Annotated in this window: 20 protein-coding genes and 1 tRNA gene; 6 read left to right on the top strand and 15 right to left on the bottom strand. The window is 34.4% G+C overall.

What is annotated here, in order from left to right; genetic code table 11:
* Positions 1-57: 57 nt before the first annotated feature.
* From CJ739_RS08050 to CJ739_RS08025, 6 genes are all read right to left on the bottom strand, one after another.
* Positions 58-1,539, bottom strand: coding sequence for a RagB/SusD family nutrient uptake outer membrane protein (locus CJ739_RS08050; protein ID WP_117174162.1), 1,482 nt, complete (start codon positions 1,537-1,539; stop codon positions 58-60).
* Positions 1,540-1,548: 9 nt separating this feature from the next.
* The gene (locus CJ739_RS08045) at positions 1,549-4,566 is read right to left on the bottom strand and encodes a SusC/RagA family TonB-linked outer membrane protein (RefSeq protein ID WP_117174160.1); all 3,018 of its coding nucleotides are present in this window, start codon (positions 4,564-4,566) and stop codon (positions 1,549-1,551) included.
* A gap of 229 nt (positions 4,567-4,795) precedes the next feature.
* The gene (locus CJ739_RS08040) at positions 4,796-7,612 is read right to left on the bottom strand and encodes a triple tyrosine motif-containing protein (protein WP_236951628.1); all 2,817 of its coding nucleotides are present in this window, start codon (positions 7,610-7,612) and stop codon (positions 4,796-4,798) included.
* A 299-nt stretch (positions 7,613-7,911) separates the two neighbouring features.
* Positions 7,912-7,988: transfer RNA gene (locus CJ739_RS08035), tRNA-Ala, on the bottom strand.
* Positions 7,989-7,994: 6 nt separating this feature from the next.
* Positions 7,995-8,789: a universal stress protein gene (locus CJ739_RS08030; RefSeq protein ID WP_117174158.1), complete on the bottom strand. Its 795-nt coding sequence runs from the start codon at positions 8,787-8,789 to the stop codon at positions 7,995-7,997.
* 475 nt (positions 8,790-9,264) lie between these two features.
* Positions 9,265-9,906: a 2OG-Fe(II) oxygenase gene (locus tag CJ739_RS08025; protein WP_117174156.1), complete on the bottom strand. Its 642-nt coding sequence runs from the start codon at positions 9,904-9,906 to the stop codon at positions 9,265-9,267.
* Between the two features lie 111 nt (positions 9,907-10,017).
* Here CJ739_RS08025 and CJ739_RS08020 point away from each other — a divergent pair, with 111 nt between their 5' ends.
* Positions 10,018-10,470 (top strand): 6-pyruvoyl trahydropterin synthase family protein, encoded by a 453-nt coding sequence (locus CJ739_RS08020; protein ID WP_117174154.1) that lies wholly within the window; start codon positions 10,018-10,020, stop codon positions 10,468-10,470.
* Between the two features lie 254 nt (positions 10,471-10,724).
* The gene (locus CJ739_RS08015; RefSeq protein ID WP_117174152.1) at positions 10,725-11,477 is read left to right on the top strand and encodes a UDP-2,3-diacylglucosamine diphosphatase; all 753 of its coding nucleotides are present in this window, start codon (positions 10,725-10,727) and stop codon (positions 11,475-11,477) included.
* Positions 11,478-11,530: 53 nt separating this feature from the next.
* On the opposite strand, the gene CJ739_RS08010 is transcribed toward CJ739_RS08015, so the two are convergent.
* The 9 genes from CJ739_RS08010 to CJ739_RS07970 form a co-directional block, all read right to left on the bottom strand.
* Positions 11,531-12,796, bottom strand: a complete 1,266-nt coding sequence (locus CJ739_RS08010; protein ID WP_117174150.1) for an MFS transporter — start codon at positions 12,794-12,796, stop codon at positions 11,531-11,533.
* 6 nt (positions 12,797-12,802) lie between these two features.
* Positions 12,803-14,491 (bottom strand): single-stranded-DNA-specific exonuclease RecJ, encoded by a 1,689-nt coding sequence (gene recJ / locus CJ739_RS08005; RefSeq protein WP_117174147.1) that lies wholly within the window; start codon positions 14,489-14,491, stop codon positions 12,803-12,805.
* Positions 14,492-14,533: 42 nt separating this feature from the next.
* Positions 14,534-14,956, bottom strand: a complete 423-nt coding sequence (locus tag CJ739_RS08000; protein WP_117174145.1) for an OsmC family protein — start codon at positions 14,954-14,956, stop codon at positions 14,534-14,536.
* A gap of 344 nt (positions 14,957-15,300) precedes the next feature.
* On the bottom strand, positions 15,301-16,311 hold the full coding sequence (locus CJ739_RS07995) for a dipeptide epimerase (protein WP_117174143.1): 1,011 nt from the start codon (positions 16,309-16,311) through the stop codon (positions 15,301-15,303).
* A 155-nt stretch (positions 16,312-16,466) separates the two neighbouring features.
* Positions 16,467-17,036 carry a uracil-DNA glycosylase family protein gene (locus tag CJ739_RS07990; protein ID WP_117174141.1) on the bottom strand — a complete coding sequence of 190 codons (570 nt, stop codon included), beginning with the start codon at positions 17,034-17,036 and terminating at the stop codon, positions 16,467-16,469.
* A 13-nt stretch (positions 17,037-17,049) separates the two neighbouring features.
* Positions 17,050-17,394: a HopJ type III effector protein gene (locus CJ739_RS07985; protein ID WP_117174139.1), complete on the bottom strand. Its 345-nt coding sequence runs from the start codon at positions 17,392-17,394 to the stop codon at positions 17,050-17,052.
* A 49-nt stretch (positions 17,395-17,443) separates the two neighbouring features.
* Positions 17,444-17,908 (bottom strand): hypothetical protein, encoded by a 465-nt coding sequence (locus tag CJ739_RS07980; protein WP_117174137.1) that lies wholly within the window; start codon positions 17,906-17,908, stop codon positions 17,444-17,446.
* A 32-nt stretch (positions 17,909-17,940) separates the two neighbouring features.
* Positions 17,941-18,612 carry a 16S rRNA (cytidine(1402)-2'-O)-methyltransferase gene (gene rsmI, locus CJ739_RS07975; RefSeq protein WP_117174134.1) on the bottom strand — a complete coding sequence of 224 codons (672 nt, stop codon included), beginning with the start codon at positions 18,610-18,612 and terminating at the stop codon, positions 17,941-17,943.
* The gene (locus CJ739_RS07970; RefSeq protein WP_117178825.1) at positions 18,612-19,367 is read right to left on the bottom strand and encodes a DUF8457 domain-containing protein; all 756 of its coding nucleotides are present in this window, start codon (positions 19,365-19,367) and stop codon (positions 18,612-18,614) included. The genes rsmI and CJ739_RS07970 overlap by 1 nt, the downstream gene beginning before the upstream one ends.
* 106 nt (positions 19,368-19,473) lie before the next feature.
* Between CJ739_RS07970 and CJ739_RS07965 the strand changes: the two genes are divergently transcribed.
* From CJ739_RS07965 to CJ739_RS07950, 4 genes are all read left to right on the top strand, one after another.
* The gene (locus CJ739_RS07965) at positions 19,474-20,121 is read left to right on the top strand and encodes a thymidine kinase (RefSeq protein WP_117174132.1); all 648 of its coding nucleotides are present in this window, start codon (positions 19,474-19,476) and stop codon (positions 20,119-20,121) included.
* Complete coding sequence (gene alr / locus CJ739_RS07960) at positions 20,114-21,220, top strand: alanine racemase (RefSeq protein WP_117174130.1); 1,107 nt, start codon at positions 20,114-20,116, stop codon at positions 21,218-21,220. The genes CJ739_RS07965 and alr overlap by 8 nt, the downstream gene beginning before the upstream one ends.
* Positions 21,221-21,284: 64 nt before the next feature.
* The gene (gene mscL / locus CJ739_RS07955; protein WP_117174127.1) at positions 21,285-21,686 is read left to right on the top strand and encodes a large conductance mechanosensitive channel protein MscL; all 402 of its coding nucleotides are present in this window, start codon (positions 21,285-21,287) and stop codon (positions 21,684-21,686) included.
* A gap of 144 nt (positions 21,687-21,830) precedes the next feature.
* Positions 21,831-22,820 carry an aspartate-semialdehyde dehydrogenase gene (locus tag CJ739_RS07950; protein ID WP_117174125.1) on the top strand — a complete coding sequence of 330 codons (990 nt, stop codon included), beginning with the start codon at positions 21,831-21,833 and terminating at the stop codon, positions 22,818-22,820.
* The last annotated feature ends 215 nt before the right edge of the window (positions 22,821-23,035 follow it).

The following is a 23,035-nucleotide window of genomic DNA, read 5'->3' as shown; positions in this document are numbered from 1 at the left end:
TTGTGTAATCATCCTCATGTGTGAAGCGTTTTTCCATGGGTGTTTCATATCTTATTTTTAGTTTTGGTATCCTGGGTTTTGTGTCCAAGTACCGCCTGACAATTCTATTTCTTGAATAGGAATTGGAAAAAGTTCATGTTTCCCAGCTTGAAAACCTGGTATTGCTTGGGCTGCTCTTCCTGTTCTAACCAAATCGAAGAAACGATGCCCTTCACCCACTAATTCAACACGACGTTCTTTATAAATATCGTTTGTTAGGTTAGCTCCAGTAGTTGCAACATTGCCTAATGTGGCTCTATTACGAACTTTGTTTAAATAATTTTGAGCTCTTGTATCACTAATACCACCTCTGTTTAATGCTTCGGCAGCCATTAGTAGCACATCCGCAAAGCGTATAACCCTTGTGTTATTTGGGTTTGTAAGCGCAGCATCAGGACGGTTGGCATCTCCTAAACGAGCTATGTATTTTCTATTATAATAGCCTGTTTGTTCATATCCAGCATCTTCATTATAACTGGCTGTTGGATTTTCTTCTATCCATTTTTCAATATCTAAAATGGAATAGTCTAATCTAATATCGCCATCTTCAAAAGCATCTACGACATCTTGCGTAGGTACATTAAAGCTGTATCCAAAATCGAAAACGGGCCCTACATAGCCTCTTACTCCGTTAAAGCCAACGGCGTAGTTACCTTCTAAACATTGAAAACAATCGTAAGAGCCACCATCAACATCTGAATATTGTATTTCAAAAACCGACTCTATATTATTTTCATATTCGTTCTCCCACATTAATGGGGCGATATCTGAAGATAATAAATCATGCGGTCCATTGTTAATTAGATTTTCCAATACGGTTGCAGCTTCACTAAATTTTTCTTGATACAAATACGCTTTACCTAATAAAGCTTCGGCAGCACCTTTTGTTATTCTTCCCGTTTGACTTTGGGTGTACGGAAGATTAGCAGCAGCAAAAATTAAATCTTCTTCTATTTGAGCGTAAACTTCAGCTTTAGGGGTTCTTTCTATTCCGAATTGATCACCGAACTGTATGCGCTTATCTACTGCTAAAGGCACATCACCAAACCATTTTACCAATTCAAAATAATAAAAGGCTCTTAAAAATCTGGTTTGGGCCAATACACTAGTTTTGTTTGAAAACTCAATCTTATCTTTAAATTCCATGATATAATTGGTACGATTAACTCCTGTGTACATCCATGTCCAAATATTTCTTAATTGGGCATTAACGGGTGTATGAATCATGTCGTCAATTTCTTGAATTCCTGGTGTGTCCGTGGCACTTTCACCACCTGCCAGTGTATTATCTGAAGCTATTTCGGCTACTTGAAATTGTTGTGCTGTTGCTTGTAAATAATCGTATGCCGCAATTAAAGCTTCTTGATAATCTGCTTCGGTATTGAAAAAATCCTCAGAGTTTACATCTTGTGAAGCCACGTCAATAAAATCGTCAGCACACGAAAACATGGTTATAAAAACAAATGAAACAAGGATATTTATAGTTTTAAAATTTTTCATATCGCTTAATTAAAGTTTTAAGTTAATTCCTAATAAAAATGTTTTAGCACTAGGATAAAACCCTTGGTCTATACCACCTCCAAGAGGTGCTCCGCTGGAAGCAGTAGCATCGAAACCTTTGTATTCTGTAAGTGTAAATAAATTGTTTGCAGATACATAAATACGAAGTTTGCTTATTTTGGAATTTTGTAAAAGTTTATCGGAAAATGTATAGCCTAATTGCACGTTTTGCAAACGAACAAAAGAACCATCTTCAACATAAAAATCTGAAAACAGCCCATTAGGCGTTGCTCCGTTAGACACTCTAGGAAATGTATTACTTGTACCTTCTCCAGTCCAACGCGCTAAATATGAATTGGTTCTATTCGTTAATTGTTGTCCACGTTCGTAATTACGAACAATATCGTTTCCAACAGATGCAAATGCATAAGCTGCAAAATCAAAATTTTTATAATCTATAGAGATGTTAAGACCCATGGTAGCATCTGGCAATGGCTTACCTATATTGCCTCTATCATCATCTGTAATAACGCCATCATTATTTCTATCTACATACTTAATATCGCCTGGTTCTGGCACAATATCTCCAACCGCTGAAGCATCAATGTCTGCTTGGGTTTGAAAAACACCATCGGTTTTGTAGCCATAAAAATAACCCATGGGGAATCCTGCTTCCATTCTAGATGGCGCTGGTTGACTAATACCAAAACCACCGCCGGTTAAAAAGCCTGTATCAGTATCAACAAATAGCACTTTATTTTTTAAATAGGTTACATTGTATTTTATGTTAAACTTGAAATTACTACTAAAATTTTCAGAGTAACCTATTGCAAATTCAACCCCTGAGTTTTCAACAGTACCACCATTAACTACTGGTGCGCCACCAGTACCCAATAAACCGGATACTTCTGGAATTACCAATAAATCTTCTGTTCTTCTTTTAAAATAATCTGTAGTGACATCTATTTTATTATCTAAAAAACGAAGGTCTAAACCAATATCGAAGGTTTTTTGCTTTTCCCATCTAATTTCAGGATTAGCAATACCACCACTTGCAGTACCAATAAACTCAATATCATCAAAAATATAAGTGCCTTCACCATTTAATAAAGAAACATATCTATAATCTGGAATTCTGTCATTACCTAAAATACCGTAAGACGCTCTAACTTTTAATAGATTAATAAATGAGTGGTTTTTAAAAAAATCTTCCTCAGAAACTATCCATCCAATAGAGCCAGAAGGGAAAATACCAAATCTATTTTTGGGTCCGAATTTGGTGGAGCCATCGCGTCTAACTACTGCAGAAAGTAAATATTTTCCTTTGTAATCGTACTGTAATCTTGTGAAATAGGATAGCAATCTAGAATCAAAAGTTGGATTTCTGCCTGTAAATCGGTTAATATTTTCAATATCAGATGTTTCATCTAAATTGGCATTTACTATATTATTATCAATAATATCGAATCCTGTTGCTCCAGTAAACTCGCCTGTTGTTTTAAATACCGATGTTCCTAACAGTACATTAATGTTATGAATGTCGTTTATTTTGTTTTCATATTTAACAAAGGCATCAAATGTATAATCTCTATAATAATTTAAACCTTCAAAAACACTGCTTCTATCAACATTGCTATTTTTTCCACTTCCAAAATATGCAATAGGATTAAATACCTTAGATGATACTTCAGAATAGTTAAATTGAATATTAGATTGTACCGTAAAATGATCTAGGAAATTATAAGCTAAACCAGCATTTCCGCTTAATTTCATAACTTTACCTCTATCATAAGTATCATCTATTTGAGCTAAGGGGTTGATAACCTCACCTCCTAAACCTTCGGCTAGAGTATAATCGCCATTTTCATCGTACATCGTAAAGGTTGGTGCCATATTAATAGCATTAAAAAGCACCGAAGAATTAGAGTTTTCAGGAAGGTTTCTTTTGTTGGTTCTCATTAAAGTAAGACCCGACGTCCATTTAAAATGCTCTAAAAAGTCTAAATTGTAGCTTACATTATTTGTGAAACGTGTAAAGTTTGATTTATTTCCTCCAACGATTCCATCTTGGGTTAAAAAAGAACCACTATAGGAATAAGCAGATTTTTTACCACCCCCGCGAAACGACATATTGTGGTTGGTAATCGGCGCATTTTCAAAAACCAAATCTTGCCAATCTGTACCCACACCTAAGTCTGCCAAATTAGAAAAAGGTGGCGTATTGCCTCCAGCCGCATAGGCTTCGTTAACAATAGCACCATATTCTGTAGCATTTAGTACAGGGATTTTACGTGTCGTTTGTTGAAAACCACCATAGGCATTATATTCTACCGTAATAGGCATTTCTTTGCGCCCTGTTTTGGTTGTTATAAGTATCACACCATTAGCAGCTCTTACACCATAAATACCCGCTGTAGCATCTTTAAGTATGTTAATACTTTCAATATCGCTAGGGTTTAAAACACTTAAATCTTCAATAACATTGCCATCAACTAAAATTAATGGTCTGTTATCACCATTTGTAGAAACCCCTCTAATACTTATTGTAGAGGCTCCACCCGGCGTGCCAGATTGCGAAGTAATAGTAACACCCGCAACTTGCCCCTGTAACGCCTGTTCAATTCGTGTGGGCTTTAAGGCTTCGATACTTTCGCTAGAAACAACGCTTACGGCTCCTGTAATTTCTTTTTTGGTTTGCGTTCCATAACCAATAACTACAACTTCGTCTAACTTAGCTAAGTCTTCCTGAAGTTGAATCGTTAATTTTGAATTATCAGCAACCTTAATTTCTTGTGTAACATAGCCTATATAACTAATGGTTAGCGTAGAACCTAATTTAACATCTGTGATAATAAAGTTACCATCAAAATCGGAAGTAGTTCCTTTACTTGTATCTTTTACAAGTATGTTTACTCCAGGAATAGGCATGCCACTTTGGTCTAGAGTTATCCCGCTTACATTTACATTTTGCGCACTTGAATATGCAATGAAAAATAAAACAAGAACTTTAAAGAGATAATGTCTCATATACATTTAGTTTTTTAGTTTTAGTAAATTTAATTCTATAGCATGACGTATTGTAATAATTAACCATAACAAAAAATATACATGACAAAAAAAGACTGGTATTTTTAAGAAAACACCAATAATTAAGGTCGTTGTTAAGAAAAATGTATTTTAAGAATTTTATTTTTTTATACTCAAATACCGTGAATGTTGTGGTGTTGTATAGGTAAATACCACACTTGTTGTGTGGTTATATTTTTAAAATATAATCTGTTAAGCTGTCGTCGTGCTCCAAATTCATTTTTTTTCGTAGTCGATACCGTTTAACTTCTACACTTCTTGCCGAAATGTTTAGTAGTGGTGCTATTTCTTTTGAAGATAAATTAAGTCTTAGGTAAGCACAAAGGCGTAAATCGTTGGATGTTAAAGAAGGGTGTATCGATTTTATTTTTTTAAGGAAATCCTTATCGGCATTGTTAAAAGCTTCTTCAAAGGCATGCCAATCATCAGTATTATTTAAGTTTCTATCTATGATTTTTATAACCTGTTTTAGGTTTTTGTTATCTTGAGCCTTGAGCAATTCTTTTTTAATAGTGTTTAAAAACTCATTCTTTTTAATTAAGCTCATAGTTGAAATGCCCAATTCCCTGTTTTTGTTTTCAATATCTTGTCTTAGCTTATCATTGTTAAAATGCATTAGCTGCTGCTTGTTCTCGAGTTCTTTTAGTTCTAACTCTTGTTGTGTTTTTTCTAGTAATTTTTCTCTTTGTTTTCTATAATAACGTTTGTATATGTTGTGCATTAGTAATGAGAAAAGTAGAATAAGAAACAAATATCCCGCAATGGCTATATTAGATATGTACCAAGGCCTTTCTACCGTAAATGAATAGGTTTCTGTATTTTCGGAAAACTGATTCCCCAATCGTGCTCTAACATAAAAAGTGTAGTTGCCATGAGGCAGGTTTTCAAATAAAGCATTTGAACTCGTTGACCATTTACTCCACTCGTTATAAATACCATCTAATTTAAATTGATATTCGGCTACTATATATTTTTTATACTCTGGTATGCTAAATTCAAATTCAATATTGTTTTCGTTATTTTTAAAGACACCTGCTTCGTTTTTATTAATTAAATTAAATTTATATTCGTGCTTATAGGTGCTTGTGGAAATTGAATTAAGACTAATTTTGAAGGTTGTATCAATCATTTTATCTAAGTCAATCAAAATATAACCTTGCGATGTACCATACAAATACAAGTTGTCTTTTATATACGTTATGTTTTCATAACCAGACACATCATTTCTTAGGTTAATTGGTAATGAAATGGTGTTGATTTTTGGAACATCGCTTAACTTTCTTGGGGCTATATAGCTAATATTGTATTTTGAAAAACCCCATAACTTATTGGATTTGGTATCTACAACTAGTTTTCCAGATGTATAGTTTTCTTTATTGAATAACTCGCTATAAATAGTGTCTTTAATAAATTTTTGTTGTTTTTTATTGTATTTGAAAACACCTTCTTTATAGCTATATAAAATATCATTTTGGTATTTAACAAGGCTTGATTTAGCCCCTTTTGAAACAGATAGGTCTTGGTCAATACGTATGGCTTTGGTTAAATTGCTGTCTAGCGTTACTTTAAAAACCCCCTTATATTCGTGACTAACAAGTACTTCTGTGGGATTAAGGATTTCAAAATACCTGCTTGAAATATCAAAGCCTTTAATTTTGTTCCTAAGCTTCCAGCTTCCATTAACGTTTTCAATAACATTAAGGCCATTATAATTTCCTTGAAGTAATAAATCGTTTCTAGTATCAATTTTTTTTATGCCCCAGGTTCCTAATACATCTAAAACCAAATCAGCTTTAGTACCGTTTACGACAAAAGTTCCTGAATTATGCCCACAAAAAAGGGTATTGTCAATATTTGTTAAGCACCAAACGGCACCCTGAGTACCTTCCAATAGCGTAAATACCGTTGAATTGTCTTCTACTTTTTTATAAAACAAGCCTTGATTGGTTCCCAAATACAAGTAACCATTAAAATTTATCGAAGCGTTTATCGAGCCAATATTCCCCTTTTTGTCATTATAAATTCTGAATGGCGACTTTATGTTTATACAATTGATGCCGTTTTCCAATCCTAGCCAAATATTGTTTTCTAAATCTTCAAAAACAGATAATACCGTGTTATTGCTTAACCCACTGGTTTGGTCTATTTGATAATTAATATGACCTTCTGGCGTGAGATGAATAATGCCGTTTGAAATACTGCCTAGCAAAAAACTTTTGTCTTTTAATTGGATGCTGTTGTAGATTCTAATTCTTGATAGGGTTTCGTTTGCAGGGATGTTCCATTTATTAAGTTCGCCATCTATTAATTGATAAAAACCGGCATCTTCCGTTTCAAATAAAATAGTATCGTTATGGTAAAATATATTTACAAGTAGATTTTCTTTTAAAATACTATTATTTGAGACTAATTTAGGTTTACCATTTTCTATTTCGTAAACACCTTCTTTAACTTTTTGAAAATAAATGCTTTCATTAACCTTAAATATTTTATAGATGGTAGTGTCTGATTCTATTATGGAATATGCCTGTGTTTGCTGGTTGTATATGTATATCCTGCTTAATGATTGAAATAAAATGCAATCATCAATAGCAATTATGTTCCAAATTTCTTCGTCGTCGAGAAAAGGGATATTCAGCTTTTGTGAAAGTGATGTGTATTTTAGCGTTCCATAAATGTTTTGTTCCCAATAGCCGAATTCCCTATAACTACCCGTGTAAATAAGATCCTCTATGACATTAACAGACCTAATGGTTGTTTGGTTTAAAGAAACGTAGAGGGTCCATTTGGCTCCGTTAAACTCCAAAAGCCCTTTGTTATTTGCTACATAAATGTATTTGTCTTTAGATTGGGATATGGACCAATTTTGGTTTTCAGCACCATAGTCGGTTGGTGTATAAACTTCTATTGGTGGTTTTTCTTGAGATTCTAAATAAAAACAAATACAAAATATTAATAAAGAAAAAATTAGTTTGGTTGGTTTCAAAACAAAACACGTATTGTTGTGTTACTAAGTTAATAAAAATAAGGCATAAAAACGCTTTTGTATGGTTTTTGTATGGATTATTATTTTTAAACAATCTTGGTTTATTTTACCTAATTCTAAATTTTATGCTACTTTTTCAATGCTACTGAAAGTCGTTCTTTTTGAGATTCCATCATTGAAACATTTGAGGTCACACTATGAAAGTATGAAAATTGAAGTAAGAGTAACATAGAAAATTGTCAACCAAAACATTCCCAAAAAATAAAAAACCTCGTATTTACTAGAAACACAAGGTTTTTTGGTGGAGAAGATGGGATTCGAACCCACGACCTCTTGGCTGCCAGCCAAGCGCTCTAGCCAACTGAGCTACATCCCCAACTAATTATTTTAATTCGCTTAACACCAAAACAGGTAAGCTACTGTTAAAATCTTTTTTATAAATTTGGTTATTCTCCCATTTCTTCATAAAAAACCCTCTTTTTCGTCTTACGACACAAAGCATATCTGGGTTATGCATTTTGTAATGCTCTAAAACACCATGATAGGTTGTTGGGTTTTCAGAATGTATCACCTCCGATACGATACTCGATAACTCGTCGTTAACATCAAAATCTCCTTCATTATAATAAGGCGTTTTTACTAAAAGCAAATTAACCACCGCTTTAAAATTATTTTTTATAGCTTTTAATGGAGTAAGCACACCTTCCTTTTTAATAATCGCAGATTTTACAGCCATCAAAATGGTTTCAATAGGCTTAAAAACATAACCTTCTGGAATTATTAAAGTTGGAATTATCGTTTGCTTAACAATTTTACCTGATGTTTTTCCTAAAAACAAGTCATCATCTTCTGAATAGATCCTTGGTTCAATCAAAATTAAATCAATATCTGCTGCTTTACAAACCAACTCTATAGTATCAATAAATTTTCCTTTAAGCGCTCTTACAACGACCTCAACATTTTTGGTGTCAACTTTAGAAACCAGATCGTTTAAATAATTAAGCGTATCTTCTTCTAAAATATGATCTATTTTTATCATAGTGCCTGCTTTGGTATAAACATTATATACTTGAACTACATAAAGTCTGGCTCCAAAAGCTTGAGCAAAATCTACAGCATATTGCAAATTGCTTAATGCATTTTGAGAAGCTCCAACAGGTACTAAAATATTTTTCATATGAAATATTTATTGTTTCTTAAAGGTCATATGGTATCGCTTTGTTTTTATTCGTGTTTGCGTTTCCAAATCATGGCGATTTCATGTTGTAATTAATTTAATGCAAAAGTAATTAATTAAATGAATTATAAAACTCTTCGCAAAGATATACGAAATTAAATTATAATTTTTAATTACTATAGAGACTGTTTAAAATTTGTTTTTAACCGAAAATGAGATAAAATTTGTACAGATGAGGCACTTTTGCAAGACATAGCACCACCATGCATAAAAAAGTAACGAAATATGGATAAAATTTAGCCATTTCTTAGGAAATAGAAAAAGTCAAGATGAGTTCTATAAATATTTTTACATTTGCACATTAAATTCAACAGCTATGGATATTTTAAGTTTTATAAGTGGTAATGGTTTGTTTCTGGTTTTAGCCCTTGTTTTAATAATCGTTTATTTTGTAAACAAAAGAAAAGGCCGCTAATCAACGTGTTTTTAACCAACCCGTAATACTTAAGCGTTCGGTATTTACCGGTTTTACTTCGTGTTCAATAATTTGGCTTTCAAAAATGACAACACGCCCAGGAAATGGATAGATAATCTTTTCTATTTCGTTGCCATTTTCATTTAAATACAACACCAATTCGCCACCATTTTCTGGCAACCATCCGTCTTCATTTAAGTAACAAACAAACGATAATTTGCGTCTGTCATCATTTTGAAAGGTATCAATATGTCTTTTATAATAAGTGTTTTTGGGGTAAATGGCATAATGAAACTCTTTGTGCAAAATGCCCAAAAAACAGGTTTTATTTAAATAACCAACCAAATCGTTTATTTTATTAAAAAACAACTTTTCGGCAGCATCGGCTCTAGTTTCATCCATCCACAAAATAACATCTCCTCTTATAGACTTCACAATCGTTTCATTCAATCTATTACCAATAGCAGCTTTTTTAAAATTGTCCTCTTCATATTTTTCTTGAATAGATTGCCTTAAAACCGCGACTTCTTCATCTGTAAAAAAACTTTCAACAATGCTAAATTGTTGCTTTCCGATATCAGAAATTATCTGTTCATAAAGCGGATTTTCAACAAAATCAATGGCTTCAAAAAGGTGATTCATAAACACTTATAAAAAAACTTACTGCTCTCATTGAACAAAAGCGCACAAATGTAATCTAAAAACAAATTGCTTTTACAAAACTCCTATCTTTGTATTTTAAATTTATCCCTAATGAGTTTTATTCGCATCACAAAACAATTTTCTTTTGAAACCGGTCATGCCCTTTATGGGTACGACGGTAAGTGTAAAAACGTTCACGGACACAGCTACAAACTATCTGTTACCGTTATTGGAAAACCTATTTCCGACACCAAAAACGTGAAATATGGTATGGTTATAGATTTTGGCGATTTAAAGAAAATAGTAAAAGAAGAGATTGTAAATGTGTTTGACCATGCCACCGTTTTCAATAAAAACACACCACACGTGGAGCTCGCAAAAGAACTTGAAGATAGGGGTCACAATGTGTTGCTTGTCGATTATCAACCAACCAGCGAAATGATGGTGATAGATTTTGCAAAAAAAATAAAACGCCGTTTACCAGAAAACATCGATTTACATTCGTTAAAACTTCAGGAAACCGATAGTTCTTTTGCCGAATGGTTTGCTTATGATAATATTTAGGGCGTTACCTTTCAGGTCGGGCTTTCGCAAGTCGCACTCTGCGAGGAGCTCCAACAATTGCTTCAAATACGGAGTATTCACGAATTCAAAAACATAAAATAGAATTCATGAGTAATCCCTAACGCACCTGCCAGCTATGTCTAGTTCTAAAATAAATATCCGTCTGGTATTACCAAAAGCAGCACTAATCTTTATTATTTTTACCCTCCGATAATAAGATTCCTGCCTTCGCAGGAATTATTTATATTTACCACATGAATATTCCACAAGGAAAAAAAATATATTTTGCTTCCGATAACCACCTCGGAGCGCCAACCCCAGAAGCTTCCCGCCCCCGCGAAAAGAAGTTTGTTGCCTGGTTAGAGAGCATTAAACATGATGCTGCTGCTATATTTTTAGTAGGCGATTTATTCGACTTTTGGTTTGAATACAAAACAGTCGTTCCAAAAGGCTTTACCAGAACGCTTGGTAAACTTGCCGAAATTACGGATTCTGGAATTCCAGTTTACTTTTTTGTTGGCAACCACGATTTATGGATGAATGGTTATTTTAAAGACGAACTAAATATACCTGTTTACCACGAACCCAAAGAATTTACCTTTAACAACAAAACGTTTTTTATTGGCCATGGTGATGGTTTAGGTCCTCACGACAAAGGTTACAAACGCATGAAAAAGGTATTTACCAATCCGTTTTTTAAATGGGTTTTTAGATGGGTACACCCCGATATTGGCGTTAAAATTGCACAATATCTATCGGTGAAAAATAGATTAATTTCGGGTGATGATGATGCTAAATTTTTAGGTGAAGACAATGAATGGTTGGTGCAATACTCCAAAGAAAAACTAAACGAAAAGCATTATGATTATTTTGTTTTTGGTCACCGCCATTTACCTTTAGACATTCAACTTAATGACCATTCTAAATACATCAATCTAGGTGATTGGATTAATTATTACACCTATGGTGTTTTTGATGGTGAGCGTTTTGAGTTAAAAGAGTTTTAAAATACTGTTACAGACCTCACAGGTTTTAAAAACCTGTGAGGTCTGTTTTAACTTCAATCTTTATTATGCTCCTCCAAATCCTTTGTTAAATCCAATTTCCTAAACGAAGGCGATACAATACCTGTGGTAACAACGGTAATTAAAGTCATCGTACCTCCAAAAACCACAGCAGTTACCGTACCCATAAGTTTGGCTGTTACACCACTTTCGAAAGCTCCCAATTCGTTTGAAGATCCAACAAACATAGAGTTTACTGATGATACACGTCCACGCATATGGTCCGGTGTTTTTAATTGTAAAATGGTTTGTCGTACCACCATGGAAACCCCATCGGTTACACCACTAAAAAATAATGCTGCTACTGAAACCCAAAATATAGAAGACAGTCCAAACACAATAATACAAACTCCAAAACCAAAAATAGCGGCTAACAATTTCATGCCCGCATTTTTACTAATAGGAAGGTAAGCCGTAATTAGCATGGTTATGAATGCCCCAACTGCAGGCGCAGCACGCAACACACCAAAACCTTCGCTACCAACTTTCAATATATCCTGTGCAAATATAGGTAAGAGTGCAATGGCACCACCAAATAACACCGCCACCATATCTAAAGTCATAGCGCCCAAAATGGCTTTTGTTTTAAATACAAACCGTACCCCTTCTTTTAAACTTTCAATAACAGGCTCACCTATTTTAGGGTTTAAAATAGGTTTTCTTTTTATCTGTAATAAAATAATAAATGATAAAACTATCAACCCAAAAATGATGCAAAGTGACCAATGCACACCAATCCAACTAATAAAAAAACCTCCAAACGCTGGTCCTAAAACCGATGCCATTTGCCATGTAGAACTATTCCAAGTGGCAGCATTAGGATATACTTTTTTAGGCACTATTAAAGCCACTAATGAGAATATGGTGGGACCAAAAAACGAACGCAAAAACCCTCCAAAAAACACCAAAGCATAAATACCATACAGTACGGATTTAGTTTCCCAACTGCCTGTAACCGCATCCCATGTGAGTAAAAACAGGCCAAAACTAATTATAGAAAAAGCCGCTATGCAAAGCGCTAACAGATTTCGTTTTTCTTTCTGGTCTACAATATGGCCTGCAAACAGAGCCATGGTAAATGCTGGAATTATTTCCATTAGACCAATAATACCCAACGATAACGGATCTTTAGTTAAACTATACACTTCCCATTCTATGACGATAAATTGCATAGACCAGCCAAAAACAAGCACAAAACGCACTAATAAAAAGATGTTGAATTCCTTAAAGCGAAGTGCTGCATAAGGATCTGTTTTAGCCATACTTTATTATTTGATGTCTCTTAATTTGAGTTGCAAAGACACATTTCCCTGCCATTCGTTTTCATCGACAGAATAAACGGCTTTAAATATTCTTTTATTTGAAATTAAATCGAATTTATCGCCCATTCCAAAACCTATAGCTACCAGACTTTTAGATTGTGGTTGGGCAACGGTTATTCTTAAATGGGTTTTGTCTTCACCTACACATTTTCCGTAACCAGTATCAACCAAATTGTCGGTCATAAAAACAGGAGTCATATTATTAGGACCAAAAGGTGCAAACTGTTTTAAAATCCTGTAAAATTTTGGAGTGATGTTTTCCAAATCAATCTTAGCATCAATTTTAATTTCGGGCGTTAAAAGATTTCTGTCGATGGTTTTTGAAACGACATCTTCAAAAGCTTGTTTAAAGGCTTCGTAATTCTCTTCCAAAAGTGTTAAGCCCGCAGCATATTTATGACCACCAAATTGTTCAATATGTTCGCTACACGCTTCTAAAGCGTTATAAATATCAAAATCACGCACCGAACGTGCCGAAGCAGCTAGTCTATCGCCACTTTTTGTAAACACCAATGTGGGTCTGTAATAGGTTTCGGTTAATCTAGAAGCCACAATACCAATAACGCCTTTATGCCAATCTTTATGGTAAACAACAGTAGTAATTCGGTTTTGCTCATCTTGCTCTTCAATTTGTTTAAGAGCTTCTTCGGTAATTTGTTTGTCTTTTTCACGCCTATCGAGATTATAATTGTTAATTTCTGAAGCGTATTTAGCTGCCAATTCACCATCTTCCTCTGTTAAAAGTCTTACCGCAAAATTACCGTGTTCCATACGCCCTGCAGCATTAATTCGAGGTGCTATAATAAAAACTACATCGGTAATCGTTAATTCTGTTTTGTCAACTTGATTTAAAATAGCTTTTATTCCTGGCCTTGGATTGGTATTAATTACCTGTAACCCGAAATATGCTAACACTCTATTTTCACCATCGATAGGCACTATATCTGCGCCAATAGCGGTTGCTACCAAATCTAGATACCCCATTAAATCCTCGGGGGTCAAACCGTCTTTTTGGGCCAAGGCTTGAATTAATTTAAAACCCACCCCGCATCCACATAATTCTTTATAAGGATACGTGCAATCTTCTCTTTTGGGATCTAAAACCGCTGTTGCTTGTGGTATGGTATCGGCAGGTCTGTGATGGTCGCAAATAATGAAATCAATTCCTAATTCTTTAGCGTAAGCGACTTTATCGACCGATTTTATACCACAATCTAAGGCAATGATGAGCGTGAAATTATTTTCTAAAGCGAAATTGATTCCTTTATATGAAATACCGTATCCTTCATCATATCTATTGGGAATATAGGTATAAACCAAGCTGTGTTTAGACTTTAAATAGGATGCCATTAATGCCACCGAGGTTGTCCCATCAACATCGTAATCACCATAAACCAGAATATTTTCTTGGTTAGCCATGGCTTCTTCAATTCTGGCTACGGCTTTATCCATATCTTTCATTAAATATGGATCGTGCAAATCGTCTAAACTTGGTCTAAAAAAAGTTTTGGCATCTTCATACGTTTCAATACCGCGCTGTATTAATAATGTAGCCACCACTTCATCTACTTGAAGTGCTTTTTGCAAAGCTTCAATTTTTTTAGATTCGGGTTTGGGTTTTATTGTCCAACGCATCTATTTGGTTGAAAGTTTAAGGTTGATTTAGAACTTTATTTATTATTTATTATGAAAATGGGTTTCTATGGTTAATTCTGAAAACTGTCGAAACATTTCCATAACACCACAATATTTTTCAACCGATAAATCGACTGCTCTTTGAAGTTTCTTTTCACTTAGATTTCCACCATAAAAATGAAAATGCATAGTTACTTTATCATAATATTTCGGATCTTCTTCAGTAAGATTTGCTTCTATATCTATTTTAAAATCAGCCACATTCAATTTCATCTTTTTAATAAGCAACGCCACATCCAGGCCTGAACAACCTGCTAAAGCCGATAACATTAATGCCTTTGGGCGATATCCTTCTCCATTTCCACCATTTTCTGGTCCTGCGTCTATAAACAAATTATGTCCCGATGGATTGGTGCTTTCAAACTTCATGTTTCCCAACCAAGTTGTTGTAATAAGGTTTGTCATTTTTATTAAGTTTTATTTGATACCATTTAAGATGGTATTCCCTATTTAGATGGTAAAAATACATATTAATTTTCCAAAACAAACATTTGGGTTTATTTGTTGTCTAATTCTACAAAAAACTTAACTTATAAAAAATGTACTACTAAAATCTTTATTTTTATTTAAATGACATTCTCTTAACAAATTAACTATTGATATTCCGTTAGTTGGTTTAAGCTCAACTGATGATTTTACATATTAGGGTAACCACCTTTGAAAAGCTAAAACTGATGAATGCTTGATATTCGAAGGTTTTGATATGAATTTAAGTTTATCATATATGCAGAACATAGGTTATTAAGCTTTTAAATTAAGGCAACACCTGTTCCATTTAAATCACTGTATTGCGTAACGCCGTGATTAAGTGTAATGCCTGTGGCGATATCGTTTTCTATAAGCAACACCCCATCCATATCTACATAATCTAAAAGCGGTAATAAATGGGCAATTGCCGAAATACCCACCGAAGATTCCGTCATGCAGCCCACCATGGTTTTCATGTGCAATTCTTTGGCATGAACCAACATACGACGTGCAGGTGTTAAACCGCCACATTTTACCAATTTAACGTTTATTCCATGAAAATGGTTGTAGCACTTGGCAACATCGGCTTCTACTTGGCAGCTTTCATCCGCAATTATAGGCAACACCGATTTTTGATACACTTCTTTATGTCCGTCCCAATCATCGGCTTTTAAGGGTTGCTCTAAAAATTCAACCCCTAGTTCCCTCAAAGCTTGGGCATTTTTAATGGTTTCATCAACGTGCCATCCGCCATTAGCATCAATTCTAAAAATAGCATGGGTATGTTTACGTAATTCCGTAACTATTTTAATATCGTCTTTGGTGCCTAATTTTATTTTATAAATAGGCCATGGCAACTCGTTCATTTTTGAAACCATTTTTTCAATAGAATCTATGCCGATGGTGTAGTTTGTTAACGGATTGTTCGAAATATCATAACCCCAAAGCTCATAAAGTTTTTTGCCTTTTTGTTTGGCATACCAATCGTTATAAGCTTGGTCTAGAGCGCACAAAGCAAACATATTTTGCTTTAAATGGGGATGCATGTGTTTCCAGAATTCTTCGGGAGTGGTGTGGTTTGCCGTTTCAATTATAGATTTTAAGCTTGTTAAATCGTTCTTCATTTTTTCAACAGTCATATTATAATAAGGGTTTGAGGTAGCTTCGCCAAACCCAGAAAAACCGCCCTCTTTTAATTCAACAATTAATGTGGGTTGCTCATTATAAGATTGCCTGGAAATTGAAAATGTATGTTTTAATTTTAAGTTGAACGATCTGATTATTAACTCCATAAAACCCTTTGTATATTTATTGAAAGTTACTAAAATTATAGTATTGGGTGTGGACTGTTATTTGTTTTTTTTCGCCACTAATTCACGAATGGATTTTAAGCTATATTAATTAATGAAAAAGTAAATGATGTTATTAAATTTATTATATAAAATAATTAAATCAATTCCTGAACCCTACTTCTCAACTCCGGCAGCACCTCAATCTCAAACCAAGGATTCTTCGTGAGCCAAAACCTATTTCGCGGTGAGGGATGTGGCAATGGTAAATACTTAGGTAAATATGCTTTAAAATTAGCAACCGTTTCGGTTAATGTATTCTTTGCTTTATTTTTCAAATAATAGTTTTGTGCATACATCCCAATTAAAAGAATCAACTCTACATTAGGTAAGTGTTCCAACAAGGGTTTATGCCATTGTTGTGCACATTCAGGTCGTGGTGGTAAATCACCCGATTTTCCTTTTCCGGGATAACAAAATCCCATGGGCATGATGGCTATTTTGGTTTCGTCGTAAAAAACAGCATCAGTTACTCCCAACCAGTTTCTTAATTGCTTCCCACTAGCGTCATCCCAAGGAATGCCTGTTTTATGAACTTTTGTTCCCGGTGCTTGCCCAATAATCACAATTTTAACTTTGGGGTGGGCCGATACAATGGGGCGCGGCCCTGAAGGCAGATGTTTTTCGCAGATGGTACATTGTCTTATATTTGATAACAAGTCTTGCATCTGAAACAAAAAGCTATTTAAGTTTTAGAGGTTCTCCGTCAAAAGCCAAACCTTCAAAACCCGTTTTCATAAAATTTCGAATGTTTTGATGCCCTGTACCATTTGGGTCGTTTAACACATCCTCAAAATAGAACTTTCCAAAACAAGCCAATGTTTCATCTTGTGTAAAACCTTGTAATTTGGCGAAGGCAAATAATTTACAAGACCCCGAATTTTCACCTGCATTATTTTGTAAAGGACCATTTTTAAAAGCAGTTGGTGTAAAATTGTAGTTTGATTCTATTACAGCCATGGTTTCTGAAAACTCGATGTTGTTTGGCGTGGTTTTTATTTTTTGTTTAAATGTTTCTAAACTCATTTTTACTAAATATTTTTAAAACTTGATGCATCTGATAAAACAGTGCTTATTAACCTAAATATCTTTTTAAAACAATTCGTTCTGCATAACCTTCTTTCCACATCTCTACTTTATAAGAGTCTTTTGTGTTTTCGCTGTAAGCAGATTCTAAGTTTATTGAATAAACACGAACTCTATATTCCCCATTTTCGATTTTAGTTTCCATTTCGATTTCGGAAGATGGACAATCAATTACTTGTAAAACTCCAGATTTGATTTCTATACTTGCTTCTACAACATGGTCAAAACTACTAAAATCATTAGTTAGACTTTTTGAATTTAAAATTTCTAATAGACATTTTACTTTTCCTTCATCATTAGCTATTGAAATACCTAAAATATTTTTTTCAACCGCAAGCTTATCCGCAAAAGCTTGATCTGTCCAAAAATTTTCTGAACCAGTACTTCCCGTTGGGGTTTTGTCACTTATATAAAACTGCCCGTAATCAGTTGTGAAATTTAAATGGAATTTCATTACAATACTATTTCGGCTATTTCTTAGACTAATTATTTTTTTCCACCAACCACAATAACTATTTCGCCTTTTGGTGGTTTATTGGTGTAATGATCTAATACCTCTTTTGCAGTACCACGGATGGTTTCTTCATATAATTTTGTAAGTTCTCTAGATACCGATACCTCTCTGTCTTCGCCAAAATACTCGCAAAAATTAGCGAGGGTTTTTAGTAATTTATGCGGACTTTCATAAAAAATGATGGTTCGGGTTTCTTCAGCAAGTAACAACAAGCGTGTTTGTCGCCCTTTTTTAACGGGCAAAAATCCTTCGAACACAAACTTGTCGTTTGGTAAGCCCGAATTTACCAAAGCTGGCACAAAGGCGGTGGCTCCAGGTAAACAATCGACTTCAATATTATTTTCTATACAAGCACGGGTCAGTAAAAATCCGGGGTCGGAAATAGCCGGTGTTCCCGCATCGCTAATGAGCGCTACAGTGGTGCCGCTTTTTAATTTTTGAATTAAGTTTTCAACCGTTTTATGCTCGTTGTGCATGTGGTGCGACTGCATGTGGGTTGAAATTTCAAAATGTTTTAATAGTTTCCCCGATGTGCGTGTGTCTTCGGCAAGAATTAAATCGACTTCTTTTAAAACTTCAACAGCTCTAAAAGTCATGTCTTTTAAATTTCCAATGGGTGTTGGTACAATATAAAGTTTGCTCACTAATTAAATCGGTTTTCTAAAATTTGGAAAAAACGCTCTTCAACTTCTTCTTTGCTCACCCAATTGTTGTAATCTGGTTTTACAATGTCTATAAGAAACTGTTTGGCATTACTAAACGATTCAAAAGTGTTAAGTTGGGAAATAACACGCTCATAATCTTCACTTTTACCTTCAAATAAATGTTTAATAAAAGCTATTTTATCGTTAAGTCCTATGTTTAATCCTCCTCTTTTTAATTTATCGTTTAATGATTTTTTTTCGTTTGGAATACCATTTGGAATACCATGCTGTATTTTAGAAATAGGATCGAAAACTGGCATGTCTTTAAAACTAGACATTAAATCGTCTAAGTCATTTTTCTGGCTTTTCTGTTTCGGAATGGCTTCTTCTAAAATTACTTCAATATCTTCGGGTTCATTTGGCATATGTGCCACCATGCCTTTAATGGTTTCAATGCCAGGCTCCATAATATGGTCATCTTCAACCTCATCCAGATTAATATAAATTTTATCTTCTACTTCAATGGCATCACTTATTTTGTTGTTAAAAGCACCATCTAACATATCGAAAAAAGAGGTGTCACTTCCTATAGTTGGTATATCACCTTCAAATTTTTCATGGGCAAATTTTAATACCGATAACTTTTCAAAAAGTTCCGATACTTCAGCATGCATTTTAACAACGTCTTCTTTTCCTTTTAACTTAAGGATTCTGTGTGCAATACTTATCAATTCCGACTCTAACTTCTTCTTCATTGTTATAAATTTTAAATTATTGCTATTTAGGCTTTTGTTTTTTAATAAATTTACGCCACCTTTATACAAACGAATAATCGTTTTATTTTAGTGTTAAAATTACAAAATGTTTCTTGAAAATACAGTAAATCATAAAGAACAATTTGGATGGATTGAAGTTATCTGTGGCTCAATGTTTTCAGGAAAAACCGAAGAACTAATCCGAAGGCTTAAACGCGCGCAATTTGCCCGACAAAAAGTAGAGATTTTTAAACCTACCATTGATGTGCGTTACAACGAAGATATGGTAGTGTCGCACGATGCCAACCAAATTCGTTCTACCCCCGTTCCTGCAGCGGCTAATATCCCTATTTTGGCCGATGGCTGTGATGTCGTTGGCATTGACGAAGCCCAGTTTTTTGATGACGAAATTGTACGTGTTTGCAATGATTTGGCCAACAAAGGTGTTCGAGTTATTGTAGCTGGACTTGATATGGACTTTAAAGGCAATCCCTTCGGCCCCATGCCCAATTTAATGGCAACTGCCGAATATGTTACCAAAGTCCACGCTGTTTGTACCAGAACAGGCAATTTAGCGCAATACAGTTACCGAAAAGGGAAAAATGATAATTTGGTGTTATTAGGTGAAGTTGACGAATACGAACCTTTAAGCAGAGCCGCTTATTACAAAGCCATGACACGCGATAAAGTTAGAAACATGAAGGTGAATGATGCCGAAGAACTGACTCCAAAAACCCAAAACCCGGATGCCTAAAGCGCAAGAAACCGTACTTGAAATCGATTTAAAAGCTTTAAAACATAATTTTGAACACTTAAAATCGAGAATAAACAACCATACCAAATTTATGGCGGTGGTTAAAGCGTTTGCTTATGGAAGTGACGCTTGCGAAATTGCCAACTATTTACAAGATCTACCTGTAGATTATTTTGCCGTGGCTTTTGTACATGAAGGTGTAACGCTTAGAAATGCTGGTATTACCAAACCTATTTTAGTATTACACCCACAGGCGGTAAATTTTAATGCTTTAATAGAAAACCGTTTAGAGCCCAATTTATATAACACCAAAATTTTAAACGAGTTTATTTCTATCGCTTCTGCGGAAAAACAACATGACTATCCTATTCACATAAAGTTCAATACCGGTTTAAACCGATTGGGGTTTTCTGAAAATGACGTAGATTATATTGTTTCAAAAGTAAATGAAACTTCAGCAGTAAAAATAAAATCCATTTTTTCACATTTAGCAGCTAGCGAAGACTTAAACGAAAGGGATTTCACCATAAATCAAATAGAAACATTTAAAAATATAGCAAAAACGCTTATTAATGCTATTGGCTACAAACCATTGCTTCATATTTGTAATACTTCTGGCATTTTAAATTATCCAGAAGGCCATTTTGATATGGTTAGAAGTGGTATTGGAATGTATGGCTTTGGAAATTCGGAAAAAGAAAACAAAAATTTTAAACCTATTGGTACTTTAAAAACGATTATTTCCCAAATCCATGCTATTGAAAAAGGCGCATCTATAGGCTATAATCGTACTTTTAAAACCGACAGATTTTTAAGATCGGCAACGCTGCCTATTGGACACGCTGATGGCATTGGCAGACAATACGGTAAAGGTAAAGGATATGTAATAATCAATCATCAAAAGGCTTATATTCTAGGAAATGTATGCATGGATATGATCATGGTTGATGTAACAAACATTGATTGCAAAGAAGGCGACGAGGTGATCGTTTTTGGTCCCAATACTACCGCCGAAAATTTAGCCGAAACTGCTGGGACTATTTCATACGAACTTATAACAGCTATTTCGCAAAGAGTAAAACGGGTTTTCTTGAAATAAAAAATATAAAATTATCATTCTTTTATTTATTTTAGTGATTTACTAACCAATAAACTTATAATTTATGTTAAAAGAGTTTAAAGATTTTGCAATGAAAGGCAACCTTGTAGACATTGCGGTTGCTTTTGTAATGGGTGCTGCCTTTAATAAAGTTGTCACTTCATTTACTGCTGGAATTGTATCACCATTAATTGGGTTGATTTTTAATTCTGACTTTAACGATTTAAAATATGTTATTACACCAGGAGTTGCCGATGAAGCGGGTACTGTAACTGGTGAAATTGCTGTACTTTATGGAAGTTTCCTAACAAGTTTAATTGACTTTATCATTGTTGCATTCGTTATGTTTATGATTATAAAAGCGATTAGTAAAATGAAGAAAAAAGAAGAGGAAGCTCCAGCACCACCAGCAGGACCAACACAAGAAGAATTGCTTATTCAAATCAGAGATTTGCTTAAAAAATAACAAAGTGTTAAATATATAACAACGTGTTATTTGTTGTTAAAAAGCTCTCGTTTTTAGAAAACAAGGGCTTTTTTTTGATCCTAAAATATAATTATTACTTAGTTTTGCCTCGTAAATTTTATTGAATCTTTAAATCAAATTAAAATGAAAGTAGCTGTAGTTGGCGCCACTGGAATGGTTGGTGAAGTGATGCTAAAAGTTCTTGCTGAACGCAATTTCCCAATAACTGAATTGCTTTTGGTAGCATCTGAACGTTCTGTTGGAAAAAAATTAACATATAAAAATAAAGAATACACCGTCATTGGTTTAGCCGATGCTGTGGCTGCAAAACCGCAAATCGCTATTTTTTCGGCAGGAGGGGACACATCGTTGGAATGGGCACCTAAGTTTGCTGAAGTTGGTACCACTGTAATTGATAACTCTTCGGCTTGGAGAATGGACCCTACTAAAAAATTGGTAGTCCCAGAAATCAATGCACACGAGCTAACTAAAGACGATAAAATTATAGCAAATCCTAACTGCTCGACCATTCAAATGGTGTTAGCATTATCGCAACTTCATAAAAAATATAAAATGAAACGCGTGGTGGTTTCAACTTACCAATCGGTTTCAGGAACTGGTGTTAAAGCGGTTAAGCAATTAGAAAACGAAATGGCAGGTATTGAAGGTGATATGGCTTATCCTTACCCAATTAACAGAAACGTACTGCCTCACTGTGATACATTTTTAGAAAATGGCTATACTAAAGAAGAAATGAAATTGGCCAGAGAGCCTCAAAAAATATTTAATGACAAAACATTTTCTGTAACAGCTACCGCAGTGCGTGTTCCTACTGCTGGAGGGCATTCAGAATCTGTAAACGTGCAGTTTGAAAACGATTTTGATTTAGCTGATGTTAGACAAATAATCAGCAATACTCCTGGTGTTGTTTTACAAGATAATACAGCAACCAATACCTATCCTATGCCCATATTAGCGCATGATAAAGATGAGGTATTTGTGGGGCGTTTACGTAGAGACGAATCCCAACCAAACACACTAAATATGTGGATTGTTGCCGATAACTTACGTAAAGGGGCTGCTACCAATGCCATTCAAATTGGAGAGTATTTAATAGCAAACAACTTAGTATAATTTTCAATAGGATTCTATATCTTATTGAGACTAAAAAGCATAGTTCTATGTCAGACTGAGCTTGTCGAAGGCCTTTATTGCCTCTTCTTTCGATAGCTTCGACAGGCTCAGCTTGACAGGCTATTTTAACTTACTGATAATCAATATCGGTTTCGACAAGCTCAACCTGACAAATTAAATTTAAAGGACTTTTTAGAAGACAGCTTTTTTTATAA

Origin of the sequence: Mariniflexile sp. TRM1-10, assembly GCF_003425985.1 — a bacterium.
Lineage (GTDB): Bacteria > Bacteroidota > Bacteroidia > Flavobacteriales > Flavobacteriaceae > Mariniflexile.
Note: the sequence above shows the minus strand (reverse complement) of the source record. Positions and strands in the feature narration are given on the sequence as shown.